The 18,601-nt window shown below is 70.1% G+C and carries 18 protein-coding genes; 5 read left to right on the plus strand and 13 right to left on the minus strand.

Features of this window, described 5'->3' with window-relative positions; genetic code table 11:
• Positions 1 to 100 precede the first annotated feature (100 nt).
• The 5 genes from AB0G01_RS14165 to dxr all read right to left on the minus strand — a co-directional run bounded on the left by AB0G01_RS14165 (position 101) and on the right by dxr (position 6,528).
• Complete coding sequence (locus AB0G01_RS14165; RefSeq protein WP_360945256.1) at positions 101 to 1,894, minus strand: penicillin-binding transpeptidase domain-containing protein; 1,794 nt, start codon at positions 1,892 to 1,894, stop codon at positions 101 to 103.
• A gap of 23 nt (positions 1,895 to 1,917) precedes the next feature.
• Positions 1,918 to 2,772: a GNAT family N-acetyltransferase gene (locus AB0G01_RS14170; protein WP_360944387.1), complete on the minus strand. Its 855-nt coding sequence runs from the start codon at positions 2,770 to 2,772 to the stop codon at positions 1,918 to 1,920.
• A gap of 149 nt (positions 2,773 to 2,921) precedes the next feature.
• Positions 2,922 to 4,082 carry a flavodoxin-dependent (E)-4-hydroxy-3-methylbut-2-enyl-diphosphate synthase gene (ispG, locus tag AB0G01_RS14175; RefSeq protein WP_360944390.1) on the minus strand — a complete coding sequence of 387 codons (1,161 nt, stop codon included), beginning with the start codon at positions 4,080 to 4,082 and terminating at the stop codon, positions 2,922 to 2,924.
• 28 nt (positions 4,083 to 4,110) lie between these two features.
• Complete coding sequence (locus tag AB0G01_RS14180; protein ID WP_360944393.1) at positions 4,111 to 5,304, minus strand: site-2 protease family protein; 1,194 nt, start codon at positions 5,302 to 5,304, stop codon at positions 4,111 to 4,113.
• A 3-nt stretch (positions 5,305 to 5,307) separates the two neighbouring features.
• On the minus strand, positions 5,308 to 6,528 hold the full coding sequence (gene dxr, locus AB0G01_RS14185) for a 1-deoxy-D-xylulose-5-phosphate reductoisomerase (protein ID WP_360944396.1): 1,221 nt from the start codon (positions 6,526 to 6,528) through the stop codon (positions 5,308 to 5,310).
• Positions 6,529 to 6,685: 157 nt separating this feature from the next.
• Here dxr and AB0G01_RS14190 point away from each other — a divergent pair, with 157 nt between their 5' ends.
• The gene (locus tag AB0G01_RS14190; RefSeq protein WP_015104411.1) at positions 6,686 to 6,952 is read left to right on the plus strand and encodes a GlsB/YeaQ/YmgE family stress response membrane protein; all 267 of its coding nucleotides are present in this window, start codon (positions 6,686 to 6,688) and stop codon (positions 6,950 to 6,952) included.
• Between the two features lie 677 nt (positions 6,953 to 7,629).
• Here the strand turns inward: AB0G01_RS14190 and AB0G01_RS14195 are convergent.
• Both AB0G01_RS14195 and AB0G01_RS14200 read right to left on the minus strand, forming a co-directional pair.
• Complete coding sequence (locus tag AB0G01_RS14195) at positions 7,630 to 8,280, minus strand: response regulator transcription factor (protein ID WP_360945259.1); 651 nt, start codon at positions 8,278 to 8,280, stop codon at positions 7,630 to 7,632.
• A 2-nt stretch (positions 8,281 to 8,282) separates the two neighbouring features.
• Positions 8,283 to 9,914: a sensor histidine kinase gene (locus AB0G01_RS14200; RefSeq protein ID WP_360944400.1), complete on the minus strand. Its 1,632-nt coding sequence runs from the start codon at positions 9,912 to 9,914 to the stop codon at positions 8,283 to 8,285.
• A 725-nt stretch (positions 9,915 to 10,639) separates the two neighbouring features.
• Between AB0G01_RS14200 and AB0G01_RS14205 the strand changes: the two genes are divergently transcribed.
• Complete coding sequence (locus AB0G01_RS14205; protein WP_360944403.1) at positions 10,640 to 10,900, plus strand: DUF2631 domain-containing protein; 261 nt, start codon at positions 10,640 to 10,642, stop codon at positions 10,898 to 10,900.
• 311 nt (positions 10,901 to 11,211) lie between these two features.
• Positions 11,212 to 11,700, plus strand: a complete 489-nt coding sequence (locus tag AB0G01_RS14210; protein ID WP_360944406.1) for a carbonic anhydrase — start codon at positions 11,212 to 11,214, stop codon at positions 11,698 to 11,700.
• Between the two features lie 87 nt (positions 11,701 to 11,787).
• Here the strand turns inward: AB0G01_RS14210 and rlmN are convergent, their stop codons facing one another.
• Positions 11,788 to 12,894 (minus strand): 23S rRNA (adenine(2503)-C(2))-methyltransferase RlmN, encoded by a 1,107-nt coding sequence (gene rlmN / locus AB0G01_RS14215; RefSeq protein WP_360944409.1) that lies wholly within the window; start codon positions 12,892 to 12,894, stop codon positions 11,788 to 11,790.
• A 108-nt stretch (positions 12,895 to 13,002) separates the two neighbouring features.
• On the opposite strand from rlmN, the gene AB0G01_RS14220 reads away from it, so the two are divergent.
• Positions 13,003 to 13,638, plus strand: a complete 636-nt coding sequence (locus AB0G01_RS14220; protein ID WP_360944412.1) for a PadR family transcriptional regulator — start codon at positions 13,003 to 13,005, stop codon at positions 13,636 to 13,638.
• A 72-nt stretch (positions 13,639 to 13,710) separates the two neighbouring features.
• On the opposite strand, the gene AB0G01_RS14225 is transcribed toward AB0G01_RS14220, so the two are convergent.
• Entirely contained in the window at positions 13,711 to 14,457 is a 747-nt protein-coding gene (locus AB0G01_RS14225) for a class I SAM-dependent methyltransferase (protein ID WP_360944415.1), read from the minus strand.
• Between the two features lie 83 nt (positions 14,458 to 14,540).
• On the opposite strand from AB0G01_RS14225, the gene AB0G01_RS14230 reads away from it, so the two are divergent.
• A complete protein-coding gene (locus AB0G01_RS14230) occupies positions 14,541 to 15,329 on the plus strand; it encodes a VOC family protein (RefSeq protein WP_360944418.1) in 789 nt (262 codons plus the stop codon).
• A 22-nt stretch (positions 15,330 to 15,351) separates the two neighbouring features.
• Here the strand turns inward: AB0G01_RS14230 and AB0G01_RS14235 are convergent, their stop codons facing one another.
• From AB0G01_RS14235 to tsf, 4 genes are all read right to left on the minus strand, one after another.
• Positions 15,352 to 16,200, minus strand: a complete 849-nt coding sequence (locus AB0G01_RS14235; protein WP_360944421.1) for a phosphatidate cytidylyltransferase — start codon at positions 16,198 to 16,200, stop codon at positions 15,352 to 15,354.
• A gap of 112 nt (positions 16,201 to 16,312) precedes the next feature.
• Positions 16,313 to 16,870: a ribosome recycling factor gene (gene frr, locus AB0G01_RS14240; RefSeq protein WP_360944424.1), complete on the minus strand. Its 558-nt coding sequence runs from the start codon at positions 16,868 to 16,870 to the stop codon at positions 16,313 to 16,315.
• 47 nt (positions 16,871 to 16,917) lie between these two features.
• Positions 16,918 to 17,628 carry a UMP kinase gene (gene pyrH / locus AB0G01_RS14245; RefSeq protein WP_360945262.1) on the minus strand — a complete coding sequence of 237 codons (711 nt, stop codon included), beginning with the start codon at positions 17,626 to 17,628 and terminating at the stop codon, positions 16,918 to 16,920.
• 112 nt (positions 17,629 to 17,740) lie between these two features.
• Entirely contained in the window at positions 17,741 to 18,556 is an 816-nt protein-coding gene (tsf, locus tag AB0G01_RS14250) for a translation elongation factor Ts (RefSeq protein WP_360944427.1), read from the minus strand.
• Positions 18,557 to 18,601 lie beyond the last annotated feature (45 nt).

Genomic DNA, 18,601 nt, shown 5'->3' on the forward strand with positions numbered 1-18,601 from the left:
CCGTGACTCCGCATGCGCGGTGTGCCCGCATTGTGGCCGGCCGGACGTCCCGGGGGACGCGGCAGGCGCGGCGACCTCCCCGGTGTTCGCCCGTTCGGAGTTACCCGAGCGCGCCGAGGAACCGGGCCGACGCGTCGACCGCCGGTGCCGAGGAGTTGGTGCCCAGGAGCAGGGTCGCGAACGCGACGTCGCCTCGGTACCCGACGAACCAGCCGTGCGAGTTCGTGCCGTCCCCGAACTGGGCCGTGCCGGTCTTGCCCCGCACGTCCCCGAAGGGCCGCAACTGCGGCGCGGTGCCCGATTCGACCACCTCGCGCATCATCGCCCGCAGCGGCTCCAGCACCGCCGGCGTCGGCGCGGCCGGCTGGTGCCCGACCTTCGTCTCACGACCCCGCAGCACCACCGGCGTCGGCATCGAGCCCTTCGCCACGGTCGCCGCCACCAGCGCCATCCCGAACGGACTGGCCAGCAGCTTGCCCTGGCCGAAGCCGTCCTCGGCGCGCTCCACCACGTCCGTCGCGGGCGGCACCGAGCCGGTGATCGTGGTGATCGCCGGGATCTCGAAGTCGACGCCCAGGCCGAACTTGTCCGCCTGTCTGGTCAGCGCGTCGGCGGGCAGCCCGGCGGCGATCTGCGCGAACGTCGTGTTGCAGGAGAACGCGAACGCGGAGTGCAGCGGGATGGTGCCCTTGTCGAAGTCGTGGTCGTTGGGCACGATCCGCCGCCCGTCGATGGTCATCCGCCCCGGGCAGGGCTGCGGGGAGTCGGCGGGGGTCCCGCCCTCCAGCGCCGCCGCCGCGGTGATGATCTTGAACGTGGAGCCCGGCGGGAAGCGCCCGGTCAACGCGATCGCGCCCTGCTCGTCGGCGGGCTTGTTCTGCGCCACCGCCAGCACCTCGCCGGTGGACGCGGCCAGCGCCACCAGCATCGCGGGCTCGGCGATCGGCTCCAGCGCGTCTTCCGCCGCCGTCTGCGCGGTCCGGCTGATCCCGGTCTGGATGGCCTGCGCCGGCTCGGCCGCGACGTCGTGCAGGTCCTCCACCTCGGTGCCGGCCGCGTTCACGGTGTAGATCCGCAGCCCGGACCGGCCCGAGATCTCCTCCTCGACGGCCTTGCGCACGGCCGGCAGCAGTTGCGACCCGAAGTCCCGCGCGGGCGCGAGCAACGACGTCCGGGTGGTGAACCGCACGCCCGGCAGCTCGTAGATCGCGGCCTTCACCGACTGGTAGTCGGCGTCCCGCAGCGCGGCCACCTGGTAGACCTGCCCGGCGGGCAGCTTCGCCACGCCGTCGGCGATGGACGCGGCGGTGATGGCCGGCTCGATCCGCCCCAGCGCGCCGGCCAGCGCGCCCGCGACCGCCGGCAGGTCACCGGCCTGCGCCGGGTCGAGCAGGACCGACACCACCTGTTCGGGCGAGAGCAGCGCCACGCCGTCGCGGTCCAGCACAGGCGCGAGGGCCGGTTCGACCACCGTCGAGCCGATCGACTGCTGCGCGGCCAGTTTCGGGTGCACGAGCGAAGGTGCCCAGTGCACCTTCCAGGTGTCCTCCTCGCGCCGGAGGTCGAACTTCGTGTCGTAGGACCACACCCGGTCGTGCCCGAGGTCCCACTCCAGCTTCGCCGTCGCGTCCGCCGTCGACGACTCCCCGGCCGAGCGCACCTGCTGCACCGAAGCCCGGACGGCGGCCGGCTTCAGCACCTCGCGCACCTTGTCGAGCAGCTCCTCGGCCTTGCCCGGGTCGTCGGTCAACGCCGCCGCGCCGCCGACGTCACCGCCCGCGACCTTGCCGAGGAAGTCCCCCGCGACCTGGTCGGGCCCCGGCCGGGACGAGAAGAGCCCGCACCCACCGAGCACCAGCAGCAGGACGACGGCCAAGGCGGTCTTCCGAAGCATCACGGTGCGAGTATGCCCAACCACTAGAACAGCACGGTCGCGTACTGCCCCACCTGGGAGAAGCCGATCTTGCGGTACGCGGCCTTCGCGACGTCGTTGTAGCTGTTCACGTACAGTGACGCCGTCCGGCCCAGACCGCGCACCAGGCGCTCCGCCACGGCGGCCGTCCCGGTGGTCCCGATGCCGTGCCCGCGCCGGTCCGGTCGCACCCAGACGCCCTGGATCTGCCCGACCTCGCCCGACATCGCGCCGATCTCGGCCTTGAACACCACGTCGCCACCCTCGAACCGGGCGAACGCCCGCCCGCCGGCGATCAACTCGGCCACCCGGGCCCGGTAGGAGGCACCGCCGTCGTCCGCGCACGGGTCGACCCCGACCTCTTCGACGAACATGGCTATCGCCGCGGGCAGGTACCGGTCCAACTCGTCCGGGCGCACCGGCCGCACCAACGGGTCGGCCGCCACGGAGGGACTGCCGCCCAACGCCATCAGCGGTTGGTCGCCGCGCACCTCGCGCGCCGGGCCCCAGTCCGGGGCCAGCTCCTCCCACAGGCCGAGCACCTGCTCGGAGGGCCCGACCAGGGAGGAGCACATCCGCCCACGCCGCCGGGCCCGGTCCGCGAAGCCGCGCAGGGCGGAGGCGTTGCCGGCCAGCGGGATCAGGTTGGGCCCGGCGAAGCACAGGGCGTCCACCCGCCCGCCGCGCAGCGAGCGGTGGTCGTAGGCCCACACCTCGCCACCCAGCCGCCACGGGTCCAACCCGGCCACTTCGACGCGCGCGGCCACCATGCACGAGGCCACCGGGTCGTTCGCCAGCACCGCGAGGACCTCGTTCAGGTCCCGCTCGTCCAGGAGCCGCGCACCGGCCAGCCTCAACACGGTTCAAGCCTGCCAGACAGAACGCATTCCACGCGCGTCAGCCACCCGCTCAGCTCAGCCGGCGGCGATCACCCAACCGACGGTAGTCCGTTCGCCACCCAACCGACGGTAACCCCGCACCACTCAGCCGACAGCACACACCCATCGGCTCAGCCGACGGTCACCACCGGCTCCCCGCCACCCTCGACAGCCTCACCCATCTCCTCGGCGAGCCGCATGGCCTCTTCGATCAACGTCTCCACGATCTGGTGCTCGGGCACGGTCTTGATGACCTTGCCCTTGACGAAGATCTGGCCCTTGCCGTTGCCCGAGGCGACACCCAGGTCGGCTTCACGCGCCTCCCCCGGCCCGTTCACCACGCAGCCCATGACGGCCACGCGCAGCGGCACCTCCATGCCCTCCAGGCCGGCCGTGACCTGCTCCGCGAGCGTGTACACGTCCACCTGGGCCCGACCGCACGACGGGCACGACACGATCTCCAACTTCCGGGGCCGCAGGTTGAGCGACTGGAGGATCTGGTGGCCGACCTTCACCTCCTCCACCGGAGGAGCCGACAGCGAGACCCGGATCGTGTCCCCGATCCCCTGCCGCAACAGCGCGCCGAACGCCACCGCCGACTTGATCGTCCCCTGGAACGCCGGACCGGCCTCGGTCACGCCCAGGTGCAACGGGTAGTCGCACTGCTCGGCCAGCAGCTCGTACGCCCGCACCATCACCACGGGGTCGTTGTGCTTCACCGAGATCTTCAGGTCGTGGAAGTCGTGCTCGGCGAACAACGACGCCTCCCACAGCGCCGACTCCGCCAACGCCTCCGGTGTCGCCTTCCCGTACTTCGCCATCAACCGAGGATCCAACGACCCCGCGTTGACCCCGATCCGGATCGGGGTCCCCCGGTCCCGCGCCGCCGCCGCGATCTCGCGCACCTTGTCGTCGAACTTCTTGATGTTGCCCGGGTTCACCCGGACCGCCGCGCACCCCGCCTCGATCGCCGCGAACACGTACTTCGGCTGGAAGTGGATGTCCGCGATCACCGGGATCTGCGACTTCCGCGCGATCGCCGACAACGCGTCCGCGTCGTCCTGGGACGGACACGCCACCCGCACGATGTCGCAACCCGCCGCCGTCAACTCCGCGATCTGCTGCAACGTCGCGTTGACGTCCGCCGTCACCGTCGTCGTCATCGACTGGACCGACACCGGGAACTCGCTGCCCACGCCCACCGACCCGACCATCAACTGCCGGGTCTTGCGCCGCTCGGACAACACGGGAGGCGGCAATGCCGGAATCCCGAGCATCACGCCGTCACTCATGAAAAAACACCTCTCACCGTCGCGAGGATCACTGGAGCCGGATGGGGTTCACGATGTCCGCGGTCACCGTCAGCAGCGTCACCGCGCCACCGACGAAGATCACGAAGTAGGTCAGCGGCAGCAGCCGCAGGTAGTTGACCGGCGCGCCGGCGGGCATCCCGCGCAGCTTCCGAATCCAGTTTCGCACCCGTTCGTACAGGTTGACGGCGATGTGACCACCGTCAAGCGGCAGCAGGGGCAGGAGGTTGAACACGCCGACGAAGAAGTTCAGCCCGGCCAGCATCAGCCAGAAGAACGGCCACAGCCCCCGCTCGACGGCCTCGCCGCCCAGCCGCGACGCACCGACCACGCTGACCGGCGACTCGATGTCCCGCTCCGCACCGCCGATGGCCTTGACGACGGCCGGGATCTTCTCCGGGAACTTCAGCAGGCCCTTCCACGTGTTCTCGAACATGTCGCCGGTGTACGAAACAGCGGCTCCGACGCCGGTGATCGCGTTGTACTCGAACTCCCGCTGCTGCACGACGCCGATGGCACCGACCTCCCGCGTGTACTTCGAGCCGTCGGTCCGCTGGTACTCACGGTCGACCCGGGCCACGTCCACCGTGAGCGTCAGCGTCTGGTCGCCGCGCCGGACGGTGAAGTCGGTGGTGCCGAACCGGTCGCGGGTCGATTTGAGGACCTCGGCCCAGGTGGGCGTGGCCACCCCGCCGACCGCGGTGATCTCGTCACCGGGCCGGAACCCGGCCTGCCCGGCCGGCGACGTGTCACCGGGGGCGCAGTCCGGCTTGCCGACGCTCTGCACGCACGGCGCGACCTCCTCGATGACCGCCGTGTTGCGCAGGTTGGGCATCCCGATGAAGACGGCCATCAAGTACAGGATGAGGAAGCCGAGGATGAAGTGCGTGACGGAGCCCGCGCTCAGCACGACGACCCGCTTCCACGTCTTCTGCCGGTAGAAGGCGCGGTGCTGGTCCTCGGGGCGCACCTCGTCCAGCGCGGTCATGCCGGTGATCTCGCAGAACCCGCCGGCCGGGATCGCCTTCAGCCCGTACTCGGTCTCGCCGCGCCGGAACGACCAGATCTTCGGCCCGAACCCGATGAAGTACCGGGTCACCTTCATGCCGAACATCTTCGCGGTGGCCAGGTGGCCCAGTTCGTGCAGCGCGATCGAGATCCCGATCAAGAGGGCGAAGAGCAGGATGCCCAGGAAGAAGACCACGGTTCAGACCTTTCCAGACCCCACCGAAGTGGCCACGAGTTCCCGCGCCCGCGTCCGGGCCCAATCTTCGGCGGCGAGCACCTCGGCGACGTCAGAGGGCTCGCGAGCCCACCCGCCCGCTTCCGCCAGCACCCGCTCCACCGTGTCCACGATGGACGTGAAAGACGTGCCACCGCCGAGGAACACCGCGACGGCCTCCTCGTTGGCGGCGTTGTAGACGGCGGGCAGGCAGCCCCCGCCGGAGCCCGCCTCCCGGGCCAGCCGGACCGCGGGGAAGACGGAGTCGTCCAGCGGTTCGAAGGTCCAGGCGGTCGGTGCCTCGAAGGTACACGCGGCAGCCGCGCCGGGGACCCGCTCCGGCCAGCCCAGGGCCAGCGCGATCGGCAGCCGCATGTCCGGCGGGCTGGCCTGCGCGAGCGTGGAGCCGTCCGCGAAGGTCACCATCGAGTGGATGACCGACTGGGGGTGCACCACCACGTCGATCCGCGCGTAGGGGACGTCGAACAGGAGGTGCGCCTCGATCAGCTCCAACCCCTTGTTGACCAGGGTCGCGGAGTTGACGGTGATGACCGGGCCCATGGACCAGGTCGGGTGCGCCATCGCCTGGGCCGCCGTGACCCCGGCCAGTTCGGCCCGCGACCGCCCCCGGAAGGGCCCGCCGGACGCCGTCAGCACCAGCCGCCCGACCTCGTCCCGCCGCCCGCCGCGCAGGCACTGCGCCAACGCCGAGTGCTCGGAGTCCACCGGCACGATCTGACCGGGCCGGGCCGCCTTGAGCACCAGCGGCCCGCCGGCGATCAGCGACTCCTTGTTCGCCAGCGCGAGCGTGGCCCCGCTCGCCAGGGCCCGCAGCGTCGGTTCCAGCCCGATCGACCCGGTGATCCCGTTCAGCACCACGTCGGCGGGCACCGCGTCGACCAGGTCCACCATCGCGGACGGCCCGGCGAAGATGCGGGGCAGCTTGAACTGCCCGGACGAGTACCCGCGCCGCTGCGCCTCGGCGTACAGCGCCAGGGTCACGTCCTCGACCGCCGTGGCCCTGGCGACGGCCACGGCGGAGACCCCGAACTCCACGGCCTGGGAGGCCAGCAGGGCGGGATCGGACCCGCCCGCGGCCAGCCCGACCACGGAGAAGCGCTCCCGGTTGGCGGCGACGACGTCGAGGGCCTGGGTACCAATCGACCCGGTGGACCCGAGGACCAGGACCGTACGTGGTGTGCTCATCACCAACCATTCTTCCGGAACCAACCTGATAGCCCACACAGCGGTACTCAGGTCACATAACGGTAACGCAGGAGTGGCTTGACCCAAACGTGGGCAACCCCTGATCAAGAGCCGCTACGGATTCCGCTCGTGACGGCCATCAGGAAGGAGACCCTTCGTGGGCATCTTGGGTTGGATCATCCTTGGCCTCATCGCAGGCGCCATCGCCAAGGCCATCATGCCTGGCCGCGACCCCGGTGGCATCATCATCACCATGCTGCTGGGCATTGTCGGCGCGATCGTCGGAGGGTTCATCGGCCAGGCGCTCTTCGGCACGGACATCAACACGTTCTTCAGCCTCAGCACCTGGCTACTGGCCATCCTCGGCTCGCTGGTCGTCCTGGGCATCTACCGCCTCGTGACCGGCAATCGAGCTCGCGCATAGCGCGTCCCCCCCGCGCTGCGCGACCACAAGCACCCCCGCCGACTTCCCCCCTGTCGGCGGGGGTGCTTTTACGCGTGAAACAGAGCACCGAGCGTCGTGTTCTCCCCGTACGGCCTGCGCACCGCGAACCGCGCTTGGTCAGGTGGTGCAAGCACACTTTCCGCTTGCACCACCTGACCAAGGGTGGTTGTCTCCGTCCAGGCCGTACGGGGAGAACACGACGCTTTTCCCTTCCCCTGGCGGCCTGCCCAGCGGCGAGCGTGGTCGTGAACGCGGCTCCCCCGCCTGCCCGCCCGCACACTTCCAGCCCCAAAACCGCAGCTAGACGCGGCCTCCGGCCCCCGACACCATCATCTCACGGGGTACCGACAGCCAGCCTCGCCGCACCCTTGGCTACGCCCTCAGCCATGCTCGCGACATCAACACTTCCGCACCGCCAAAAGCGCCCACACCACCTGGGCCGCACATCATCAGGGTGCCCACGCGACCCACCATTAGTGCATTTGCCGGAACGGCCCGAACACCCCTCGAACGTCCCTCGAACATTCCGCCAGGAAAACGACGCACGCCCCCTCGTCGCATTCCGGACAAAACTCCCCCGAGCCCGTCCGAATCGACTAAACGTCACCGTCTTCACATCACCCACCGCGATCAGAAAACGACCGCGGGTCACGCATTCACCCGGCCAAGCCGGCATCGCGGGCCAACAACGCGGCCTGCACCCGGTTCGTCAATCCCAACTTCGCCAGCAACCGGCTCACGTAGGTCTTCACAGTTGCCTCACTCATGTGCAGCCGCTGCCCCACATCCGCGTTGGACATGCCGAGCCCCAGCAGGGCGAGCACCTCCACCTCGCGCTCGGTCAGCCCGGCCACCTGCCGCATGGCCTCCTGCCGCCGGGGCTGACCGACTTCCGCGACCATCCCCACCACCCGGCTGGTGACCATGGGTGACAGGTACGCCTCGCCCAGGTGAACCGCCCGGACCGCTCGCAGCAGCTCTTCCGGCGCGGAATCCTTCAGCAGGAAGCCCGCCGCGCCGTCCGACAGCGCGCGCACGATGTTGTCGTCCTCGCCGAACGTGGTGAGCATCACCACGCGCACCGACGGTGCGACCGCCTTGAGCTCACGCGCCGCCGCCAGCCCGTCCAGCCGGGGCATCCGGATGTCGAGCACCGCCACGTCGATCCTCCGCTCCAGGGCGATCCGCACGGCCTCCCGGCCGTCCCCGGCCTCGGCCACGAGCTCGATGTCGTCGGCAGTGCCGAGAATCGCCTTGATGCCGGCCCGCATCAGCGGTTCGTCGTCGGCGATCAGTACCCGGATCAACGTCACGTCTCCTGCTGGTGGGAGTTCTTCTCGGCGAGCTTGCCGCCGGCGAAGCAGAACCGCACTACTTTGGTCATCTTCCGGGAGTACGGCTGGTCGTCGGCCACGAAGTACTCGCACGCCGTCCCGGCCGGTTCCCCCGGCGCGTCCGACTTGACGTCGCTGAGCAGCGGGTCCGCGCCGCTGGGCAACCGCGCCCGCACCGTCGACTCGTCCTCCCCCACCTGGATCGAGTCGTACAGCTCGGGCGACACGACCTTGGTGGTCGACTGGCTCCCCAGCCACGTGTAACCACCGACCACGGTGAGCACGACCACGCCCGCGAGCGCGATCGACCCGACCCCGGCCCACTTGCGGATGCCACCCGGCTTGGCCTGCTCGACGGGTTCGTCGTCGGCGGGTTCGTCGCCGGAGGCCGCGGTGTCCTCGTAGGGCAGCACGGCCGCGATCCGGAACCCGCCCGCGGGCAGCTCCCCGACGTGCAGCATCCCGCCCGCGAGCCGCACCCGCTCACCCAGCCCGATCAGCCCGAACCCGGCCCCCTTCGGTGCCTTGACCCGGGGCGGGTTGTTGCGCACCTCGACGACCAGCGCGTCCGGCTCGTACTTGACCGTCACCTGCACGCTCGCACCGGACGCGTGCTTGCTCGCGTTGGTCAACCCCTCCTGCGCGATCCGGTAGGCGGCGTGGCTGACCTTCGCGGGCAGCGGGCACGGCTGGCCGCCGCGCACCAGGCTGACCCGCACCCCGGCCCGCCGCGCGCCCTCCACCAGCTCGTCGATCGCGTCGACGGTCCGCCGCACCTGGTCCTCGTCGGGTTCGTCGCGCCGCAGCACGCCGATCACCCCGCGCAGCTCCTCCATCGCGGTCAGCGCGGCGCTGCGCAGCACCTGCACCGCTTCGCGCTGGCTCTCCCCCAGGCCGGGGTCCAGCGACAACGCGCCGGCGTGCACGGAGATCAGGCTCAGCCGGTGCCCCAGGCTGTCGTGCATGTCCTGCGCGATCCGGTTCCGCTCGCGCAGCCGCACCTGCCGGGACACCATCTTCCGCTCCCGCACCATGGTGTCCTCGCGGTCCTGCAACGCCGCGACCAGCGCGTTCCGCTGCGCCGTGTACCGGCCGACCAGGAACGGCAACGCCACCACCATGCCGTACACGGTGAACATGACCCACGTCCCCAGCGTCCCGGTCAGCCCCGATGCGCTGCCGCTCCACGCGAGCATGTTCACCGCGAGCCCCAGCGCCGCCGTGATCAGCGACCGCTGCCACGACACGATCCGGTAGCCGGACGCGTAGGACAGCATCAGGATCGTGGCGACCCCGCCCTGCTCGATGCTGAACACCACCCAGATCCCGAGCAGCAGCGCGATCGCCGGGAACATCAGCCGCAGCAGGAAGATCCCGACGAACGCGGCACCCATCCCGATCAGCCGCCACGCGGAGGCGGGCTCGTCGCTGGCGATGAAGCCGGGGAAGACGTCCAACAGGATGATGGCGACGATCGCCACCACCTCGCGCCCGATCCGCCACGGCGTCAGCGCGCGGAGGCGTTCGGCGTGGGTGCGGAGGAACGCGGCGGGCACCGTCCGGATGTCCGCGACTTCCGGTCGTAGCCGCTGCACAACAGACGTCACACAGGACAACGTTAAAGATCCTCCTCGCGCCGGTCCGCGTTCATTGGTCGCGAATCGACTCGACGAAAGTTGACGAAACGGGCACCTACCAGCGCACAGTCTCCCCCGGTCACCGGCCCGCACCCCCACCGGCCGCAGCAGAGCACCCCACCTCCCCCACCCCCGACGAGCGACCTCGGCACGCGCGACCAGCGTTTCAGGGGAGAGACCCAACGCCCGAACCCCCGACGCGACATTCACCGACGGACAAAACCACCCCCACCAAATCCACAGCCCGAATCATCACATCAACCGACTCTCCCCCGAACAAACCACGAATCCGCAAACCACACCGCCCGCCACAAACCCCCGGCACCGACAACTGCACCGACGACTACACCGACCTCCACTCAGACACCCGGCAGACACCCGGCAGACACCGCGACCGTCGGACCGTCCTCGCCACCGGCACCGCCCCCCACCAGCACCAGCCGCCCGATCCGAGCCGCCACCGGCCAAGCCCACCCCACCCCCGACCCCGCTCATGCCACCCGCCACGAATAACCGACTCCCCATTCCGCGACCGCCTCCACCTCACCCGGGACCAATTCGGGGAGCAGCACCGCCGAGCGCGCACGGAACCCGCACCGGAGACGTGCCGCGCACCTCACACCTCGCGCCCGACCGGGCGTGTGCGATGATTGCCACCGTTGGTGAACGGGATCGGGCAGGAAGGTCGTGCGGCTGTGTCTTCGTCCTCGGAACTGGACAAGCGTCCGGCGGTCGACACCCACGACGAGCCGTCGGCCGACTGGGGTTGGCACGGCTCCCTGCCCAAGGGCATGAAGATCGCCGGGTGGCTGTCCGTGCTGGCCACGTTCTCCCTGCTGATCGGCAACCACGAAGGCCGCACCGAGGACATCTGGGTGATCGCCTTCGGTGGCGGCATGGCGCTGCTGCTGATCTGGGACCAGGTGCGGAGCCGCACCTCCTGGCGCAAGCGCTAGTCCACGACCGAGCTGGAACCACGGCGCTCGTCCCCCTCGTGAGCGGGGCTGAGGCGTCTCGAAGTCGTGCGCGCACGTGGTCGCAGCGGGTGGCCGAGCGCGCATCACGGGTTGCGTGGGGCAGCCCCGACCCGGTGCCGGGCTCGATGTCCCGGTGCGGGAGACCCCACCGAAATCCCTCGTCGGAGTAAGTCGGATACAGCCGCTTTCCCACACAGTGAATGCCGGTTGCGCACAGTCGCGTACGACAGTTGGCTCAGTGTCGCGCAGCGCACACAATCCCTTGCTCTCCGTGAGAGGAAATACCCGCCATGTCCGTCACGGACGAACTACTGGCCCACAACGCCACCTACGCCGAGCAGTTCGCCGGCCCGCTGCCGCTGCCCCCGTCGAAGCACGTGGCCGTGCTGGCGTGCATGGACGCCCGCCTGGACGTCTACCGGGTGCTCGGTCTGAACGAGGGCGAGGCCCACGTCATCCGCAACGCGGGCGGCGTGGTGACCGAGGACGAGATCCGCTCGCTGGCGATCAGCCAGCGCCTGCTGGGGACCAAGGAGATCATCCTGATCCACCACACGGACTGCGGGATGCTCACGTTCACCGACGACGAGTTCAAGCGGGCGATCCAGGACGAGGTCGGCGTGAAACCGCCGTGGGCGGCCGAGGCGTTCAAGGACCTCGACGAGGACGTCCGCCAGTCCGTCGGCCGGATTCGGAACAGCCCGTACATCCCGCTGAAGGACTCGGTTCGCGGGTTCGTGTTCGACGTGGCCACCGGCAAGCTGGGCGAAGTGGTCTGACCGGGCGCGCGGCGTCCGTTCACCCGGCCGGGTGGACGGACGCGGCACGGCCGACTCGCGTCCCCGCCGGTCGGCCCACCAGCGGGTTCAGCCCTCGGCCGCCAACTGGCCGCACGCGGCGGCGATCTCCTGGCCCCGGGTGTCGCGGACCGTGCACGCCACACCCTGGTCGTTGACCCGGCGCACGAACTCCCGCTCGACGGGCTTCGGCGACGCGTCCCACTTCGACCCGGGGGTCGGGTTCAGCGGGATGACGTTCACGTGCACCAGTTGCCCGAGGTGGCGGCGCAGCAGCTTGCCGAGCATGTCGGCGCGCCACGGCTGGTCGTTGATGTCCCGGATCAGCGCGTACTCGATGGACACCCGCCGACCGGTGCGGTCCGCGTACCCGCGAGCGGCCTCCAGCACCTCGGCGACCTTCCAGCGCGTGTTGACCGGCACCAGCGTGTCGCGCAACTCGTCGTCCGGCGTGTGCAGCGACACCGCCAAGCGGACCTGGAGGTCCTCCTCGGTCATCTTCCGGATCGCGGGCACCAGCCCGACCGTCGACACCGTCACCGACCGCTGCGAGATGCCCAGGCCCGCCGGCGCGGGGTCACAGATCCGGTGCACCGCCTCGATCACGCGCTTGTAGTTGGCGAGCGGCTCGCCCATGCCCATGAACACGATGTTCGACAGCCGCCCGGGACCGCCGGGCAGCTCGCCGTCCCGCATGGTCGCGGCACCGCGGCGCACCTGGTCCACGATCTCCGCGGTCGACAGGTTCCGGGTCAGGCCGCCCTGGCCGGTCGCGCAGAACGGGCACGCCATGCCGCACCCGGCCTGCGACGAGATGCACAGCGTCGCCCGGTCCGGGTACCTCATCAGCACGGACTCGACCAGCGTGCCGTCGTGCGCGCGCAGCAGCGTCTTGCGGGTCGTGCCGGCGTCGGCCTCGACGCTGCGCAGCTCGGTCCACAGCGGCGGCATCAGGTCGGTGACCAGCTTCGCCCGCGCGTCGGCCGGGATGTCGGTCATCTCGGCCGGGTCGACGGTGAGCCGGCTGAAGTAGTGGTGGGAGAGCTGGGCGGCGCGGAACGGCTTCTCGCCCATCGCCGCCACGGCCTCTTTCCGCTGGTCGGCGGTGAGGTCGGCGAGGTGGCGCGGCGGCAGGCCGCGTTTGGGCGCGTCGAAGACGAGGGGGAGTGCAGTCATAGCGCCCTCCAGTGTCCCACGTCGGCGCGACCGGTCTCACCGTTGCATCGCGATGCGTTCCGATATATCGTCGACACGTCACAACCGGTCGATGAAGGAGTCAACGACATGATGTTCCACCACGAACACCACGGCAGGCACGACCGCCACCAGCGGGAACACGGTTTCGGCGACCCCCGGCGCGGCTTCGGCGGCGGCTTCGGGCCGTTCGGCGGGCCCCCGCCCCGCCCGCCGGACCCCCGGGACTTCCTCCCCGGCGGCCCGCGAGGGCGCGGCCGGCAGCGCAAGGGCAACGTCCGCGCGGCGGTCCTGACCCTGCTGGCCGAACGCCCCATGCACGGCTACGAGATGATCCAGGAGATCGGGCAGCGCACGGACGGCCTCTGGCGGCCCAGCCCCGGCTCGGTCTACCCGACGCTCCAACTGCTCGCCGACGAGGGACTGGTCTCCTCCACCGAGGAGTCCGGCGGCAAGAAGCTGTTCACGCTCACCGAGTCCGGTCAGGCCGAAGCGGCCAAGCTGGAGGGCGCGCCGCCGTGGCAGCAGGTCAACGACGAGGTCGACGGGCAGGCGGTGAAGCTGCGCACGGCGTCGCGGCACCTGGGCTCGGCGATGCAGCAGATGGCGCACGCGGGCACGCGTGAGCAGAAGACGCGGGCCGTCGAGGTCCTCAACGAGGCCCGGCGCAAGCTCTACGCCATCCTCGGCGAGCTCGACGTCGAAGAGGACACCGACGACGAGTGAGCTACCTGCGGCCGTGCACCAACGGCCGCACCAGCTCGTCGTACCCCGCCACTGCGGCAGCACAGATCCGCACTACGGCAGCACGAGGCCGGACGGCTTGCGCCGGGTGTGGAGCCGGTAGCCCACCTCGAACGACAGACCGGACGTCTGCGCGATCGCGCGCTCGGCGATCTTCGCGGAGAACTCGATGCGCAGCACCGCTTCCAGGTCCTTGCGCGTCTCGAAGCGCCACAGCGCGCGCACGCGGCGCAACGTGAAGCCGTGGTCCGCGAAGAACCCCTCCACGTCCCCGGGGTTGTAGCGGGGTTCATCGGCGCACAGCCACGGACCGTAAGGCTTCGCGGAGCCATCGAGGTCCACGATCGCGAGCATCCCGCCGGGCCGCAGAACGCGATCCGCTTCACGCATTCCAGGCTCACAGCCGGGTCCGAAGAAGTAGGCCGTGCGCGCGTGCACGAGATCAGCAGTGGCGTCGGACAACGGCAACCGCTGCGCCGGCCCGGCGACCACGGACGCGTTGGGCACGTCGGCGACGCGTTCCCGGGCCCGCCGCACCAACGGCGGGTGGGGCTCGACGCCGACCACCTGCCCGGCTCGTCGCGCGAACACCGGCAGGTGGAAACCGTCGCCGCAGCCCACGTCGACCACGTCCCGGCCGGTCCAGTCGCAGACCTCGCCGAGAGCGCGCCAGATCGCGCCGCCCACGTCCTGCGCGCGGTTCTCCACCTCGTAGACGTCCGGCCAGTGCCAGATGTTGGGGCTCGGCAGAACGTCGTCGGAACGCACGGCGGCCAGCGCGGCGCGGACGAATCCCTTCACGAATCAACCTTAGGGCCGTAGCGTGATCGTTCCCCCGGCGTGCAGGAGGTAATGCGGTGTCGATTGTCCCGAACTCTCCCGCTTTGGCCGAATTGCACCACGGCGCGCCCTGCTGGGTGGAGCTGCCGACCACGGACCAGCAAGCCACGATCGACTTCTACACCGGGCTGTTCGGCTGGACTTACGCCGACCTCGCGGGCCACACGGTCGCCGTGGTCAACGGCCTGCCGGTGGCCGAGATCCGCCCGGCGGACGGCGGCTTCGGGTGGACGCTCTACCTGAACACCCCGCACGCCCGCGCCACGGCCGAAAAAGCGTATTCGCTGGGCGGGCACGTGCTGCGCGAGCCGGACGAGGTGACCACGCTGATCGCGGACCCCACCGGCGGCGTGATCGGTTTCCGGCATGTGCCGCCGGACTGGCTCTTCGGCACGAACGGGCACGGCGCGTACGCGTGGGCCGAGCTGAACACCCGGGGCGGCGCGGCGGCCGACGAGTTCTTCCAGGAGCTGTGCGGCTTCGAGATCACCCAGATCGGCGACGGCCAGGCGGTCGACTACACGATCTGGGCGGTGCAGGGCGAGACCGTGCTGGGCCGCCAGCAGATGGGCCACGCGTTCCCGCCCGAGACCCCGGCGCACTGGATGGTCTACTTCACCGCCGACCCGGAGATCGGCGCGGACTCGGTCGCGTCCCGGGTGCTGGAGCTGGGCGGGCGGGTCACCATCGAGCCGTACGACAGCCCGTTCGGCCGGGTGACCGTGGTCGCCGACCACACCGGAGCGGCGTTCTCGGTGATCGACCCGACGCGCGTGGTCCCGCTGACGGAGGAGGAGACCGGCGCGGCCGTGGACGACCCGTACGACGACTGACCCCGGTCGCCCGGGGGTCCGATCAGGGCACGAAGGCGTGCAGCAGCAACCAGGACACCACGGCGGACGGCAGGAGCGAGTCCATCCGGTCCATCAGGCCGCCGTGACCGGGCAGCAGCGTGCCCATGTCCTTGAGCCCGAGGTCGCGCTTGATCAGCGACTCCACCAGGTCGCCGGTGGTGGCGGTGACCACCAACGCCGCACCGAACAGCACGCCTTGCCACCAGGTGCCGCCCAGCATCAGGCCGACGGTCAGCGCACCACCCGCCATGCCCGCGACCATCGAGCCCGCGAAGCCCTCCCAGGACTTCTTCGGGCTGATGGTCGGTGCCATCGGGTGCTTGCCGAAGAACACGCCCGCCGCGTACCCGCCGGTGTCCGAGAGCACCACGCCGATCAGGAACGCGAGCACGCGGAAAACGCCGTCCTCGGGGACCACCAGCAGCACCGCGAAGGACGCGAACACCGCCACGTAGACGACGGTGAAGATGGACGCGGTGACGTCCCGCAGGTAACCGGCCGGCCCGTCCTTGAGCCGCCAGATCAGGCACACCAGGACCGTCACCACGAACGCGGTGAGCATCCCGTCGCGACCGAACGGCCAGGCCAGCCACACCACCGCCTGACCGCCCAGCAGCACCGGCACCAGGACTACCTTGATGTCGCCGCCGCGCTTCAACGCGCCGGTCAACTCGTACACGGAGATCGCGACCGCGACCGCGACGATGCCGACGAACGTCTGGCGGACCGTGAACAGGGCGAACAGGATCACCGCGCCCAGGCCGACGCCGACGGCGATGGCCGCCCCGAGGTCCCGGCCCGCGCGCGACGCGCTCTTCCCGGCCGCGCCCTGTCCACCGCCGCCTGACACCTGTGCTCCTATCACGGCCGTCGACCGGCCAGGGAAACCACGCGACCGGTGATCCGACCGCACGACACCGACGCGACCAACGCGCCCCTCCGGACTCTCCGGCCGCGCGGGCCTAGACCTCCAGCAGCTCGATTTCCTTGTGCTTGACGAGCTCCTCGACCTGGGTCACGTAACGGTGCGTCACGTTCTCCAGTTCCTTCTCACCGCGAGAGCCGTCGTCCTCGCCCACCTCGCCGTCCTTCACCAGGCGGTCGAGCTCTTCCTTGGCCTTGCGGCGGATGTTGCGGATGGACACCTTCGCGTCCTCGCCCTTGGACTTGGCGACCTTCACCATCTCGCGCCGGCGCTCCTCGGAGAGCTGCGGGATCATCACGCGGATCACCGCGCCGTCGTTGCTGGGGTTCACCCCCAGGTCCGAGTCGCGGATGGCCTTCTCGACCGAGTTCAACTGCGAAGCGTCGTACGGCTTGACGACCGCCATCCGGGCTTCCGGGATGGCGACGCTGGCCAACTGGTTCAACGGGGTCGGTGAACCGTAGTACTCGACGACGATGCGGGAGAACATGGAAGGTGTGGCGCGGCCGGTGCGCACCGCCGCGAGGTCTTCCTTCGCCACGGTCACCGCTTTTTCCATCTTCTCCTCGGCGTCGAGGAGGGTCTCGTCGATCACGGCTTGACTCCCTTGGTGTGCGAGGTGCTGCTCGAATCCCAGCAGGTCTAGAAGGACGGGCGACCACCGGGGGTGCTCACCAGCGTGCCGATCTTCTCACCGCGCACGGCGCGCGCGATGTTCCCCTCGGTGAGCAGGTTGAACACCATGATCGGCATGTTGTTGTCCATGCACAGGCTGAACGCGGTCGCGTCGGCGACGTTCAGACCGCGTTCGAGGACTTCGCGGTGCGTGATGTTGTCGAACATCAGCGCGTCGGGGTCGGTCCTGGGGTCGGCGGTGTAGATGCCGTCGACCGCCTTCGCCATCAGCACCACCTCGCAGCCGATCTCCAGCGCCCGCTGCGCGGCCGTGGTGTCGGTGGAGAAGTACGGCATGCCGGCACCGCCGCCGAAGATCACCACGCGCCCCTTCTCCAGGTGGCGCATGGCCCGGCGCGGGATGTAGGACTCGGCGACCTGGCCCATCGTGATGGCGGTCTGCACGCGCGTCTCGATGCCGTGCTGGCGTTCCAAGAAGTCCTGCAACGCCAGGCAGTTCATGACGGTGCCGAGCATCCCCATGTAGTCGGCGCGGCTGCGGTCCATGCCGCGCTGCTGGAGCTCGGCACCCCGGAAGAAGTTGCCGCCACCGATCACCACGGCGACCTGGACACCTGTTCGGACGACCGCGGCGATCTGGCGGGAGACGTTCTGCACGACGTCGGGATCGACGCCCACGCCGCCACCGCCGAACATCTCGCCGCCGAGTTTGAGCATGACCCGGTGGTAACCGTGGCCTGGCTCGGCGTCTACCTCTGCGCTCACAGGTCCTCCTCTGGACACGGCAAGGGCGGGGTTGCATCCTTGCGCAACCCCGCCCTCACGCGAATCAGGCCTCGCCGACCTCGAACCGGGCGAAGCGGGTCACGACGACCCCGGCCTCGTCCAGCACAGCCTTGACGTTCTTCTTGGACTCGGTCACGGACGCCTGCTCCAGCAGGACGACGTCCTTGAAGAAGCCGTTCACCCGACCCTCGACGATCTTGGGCAGCGCCGCCTCGGGCTTGCCCTCCTCGCGCGAGGTCTCCTCGGCGATGCGGCGCTCGTTGGCGACCACGTCGGCCGGCACCTCGTCGCGGGTGAGGTAGCGGGGGCGCATCGCGGCGACCTGCATCGCGGCACCGCGCGCGGCGTCCTCGCTGTCACCGGTGTACTCGACCACGACGCCCACGGCGGGCGGCAGGTCGGCGGCACGCCGGTGCAGGTAGGTGGTGACGGTGCCGTCGAACACGGCGACCTTCGCCAGCTCCAGCTTCTCGCCGATCTTGGCCGAGAACTCCTGGACCACGGCGTCGACGGTCTGGCCGTCGAGGTCGGTGGCCTTGAGCACCTCGACGTCCGCCGGGCGGGTGGCCTTGGCGACCGCGACGATCCGGGAGGCGAGCTCCTGGAAGTCGGCGTTCTTGGCGACGAAGTCGGTCTCGCAGCGCAGCTCGATCATCACGCCGTCCTCGGCGGAGACCAGACCGTTGGAGGTGGTGCGCGCGGCGCGCTTGTCGACGTCCTTCGCACCCTTGATGCGCAGGATCTCGACGGCCTTGTCGAAGTCGCCGTCGGTCTCTTCGAGCGCCCTCTTGCAGTCCATCATGCCTGCGGCGGTCAGCTCGCGCAGGCGCTTCACGTCAGCGGCGGTGTAGTTCGCCATCGTGCGGGGTTCCGTTCCTTCTGCGGGATACGCGCGGGGGTGTAG

The sequence above is a fragment of the Actinosynnema sp. NPDC023587 genome (assembly GCF_040640215.1).
GTDB lineage: Bacteria > Actinomycetota > Actinomycetes > Mycobacteriales > Pseudonocardiaceae > Actinosynnema.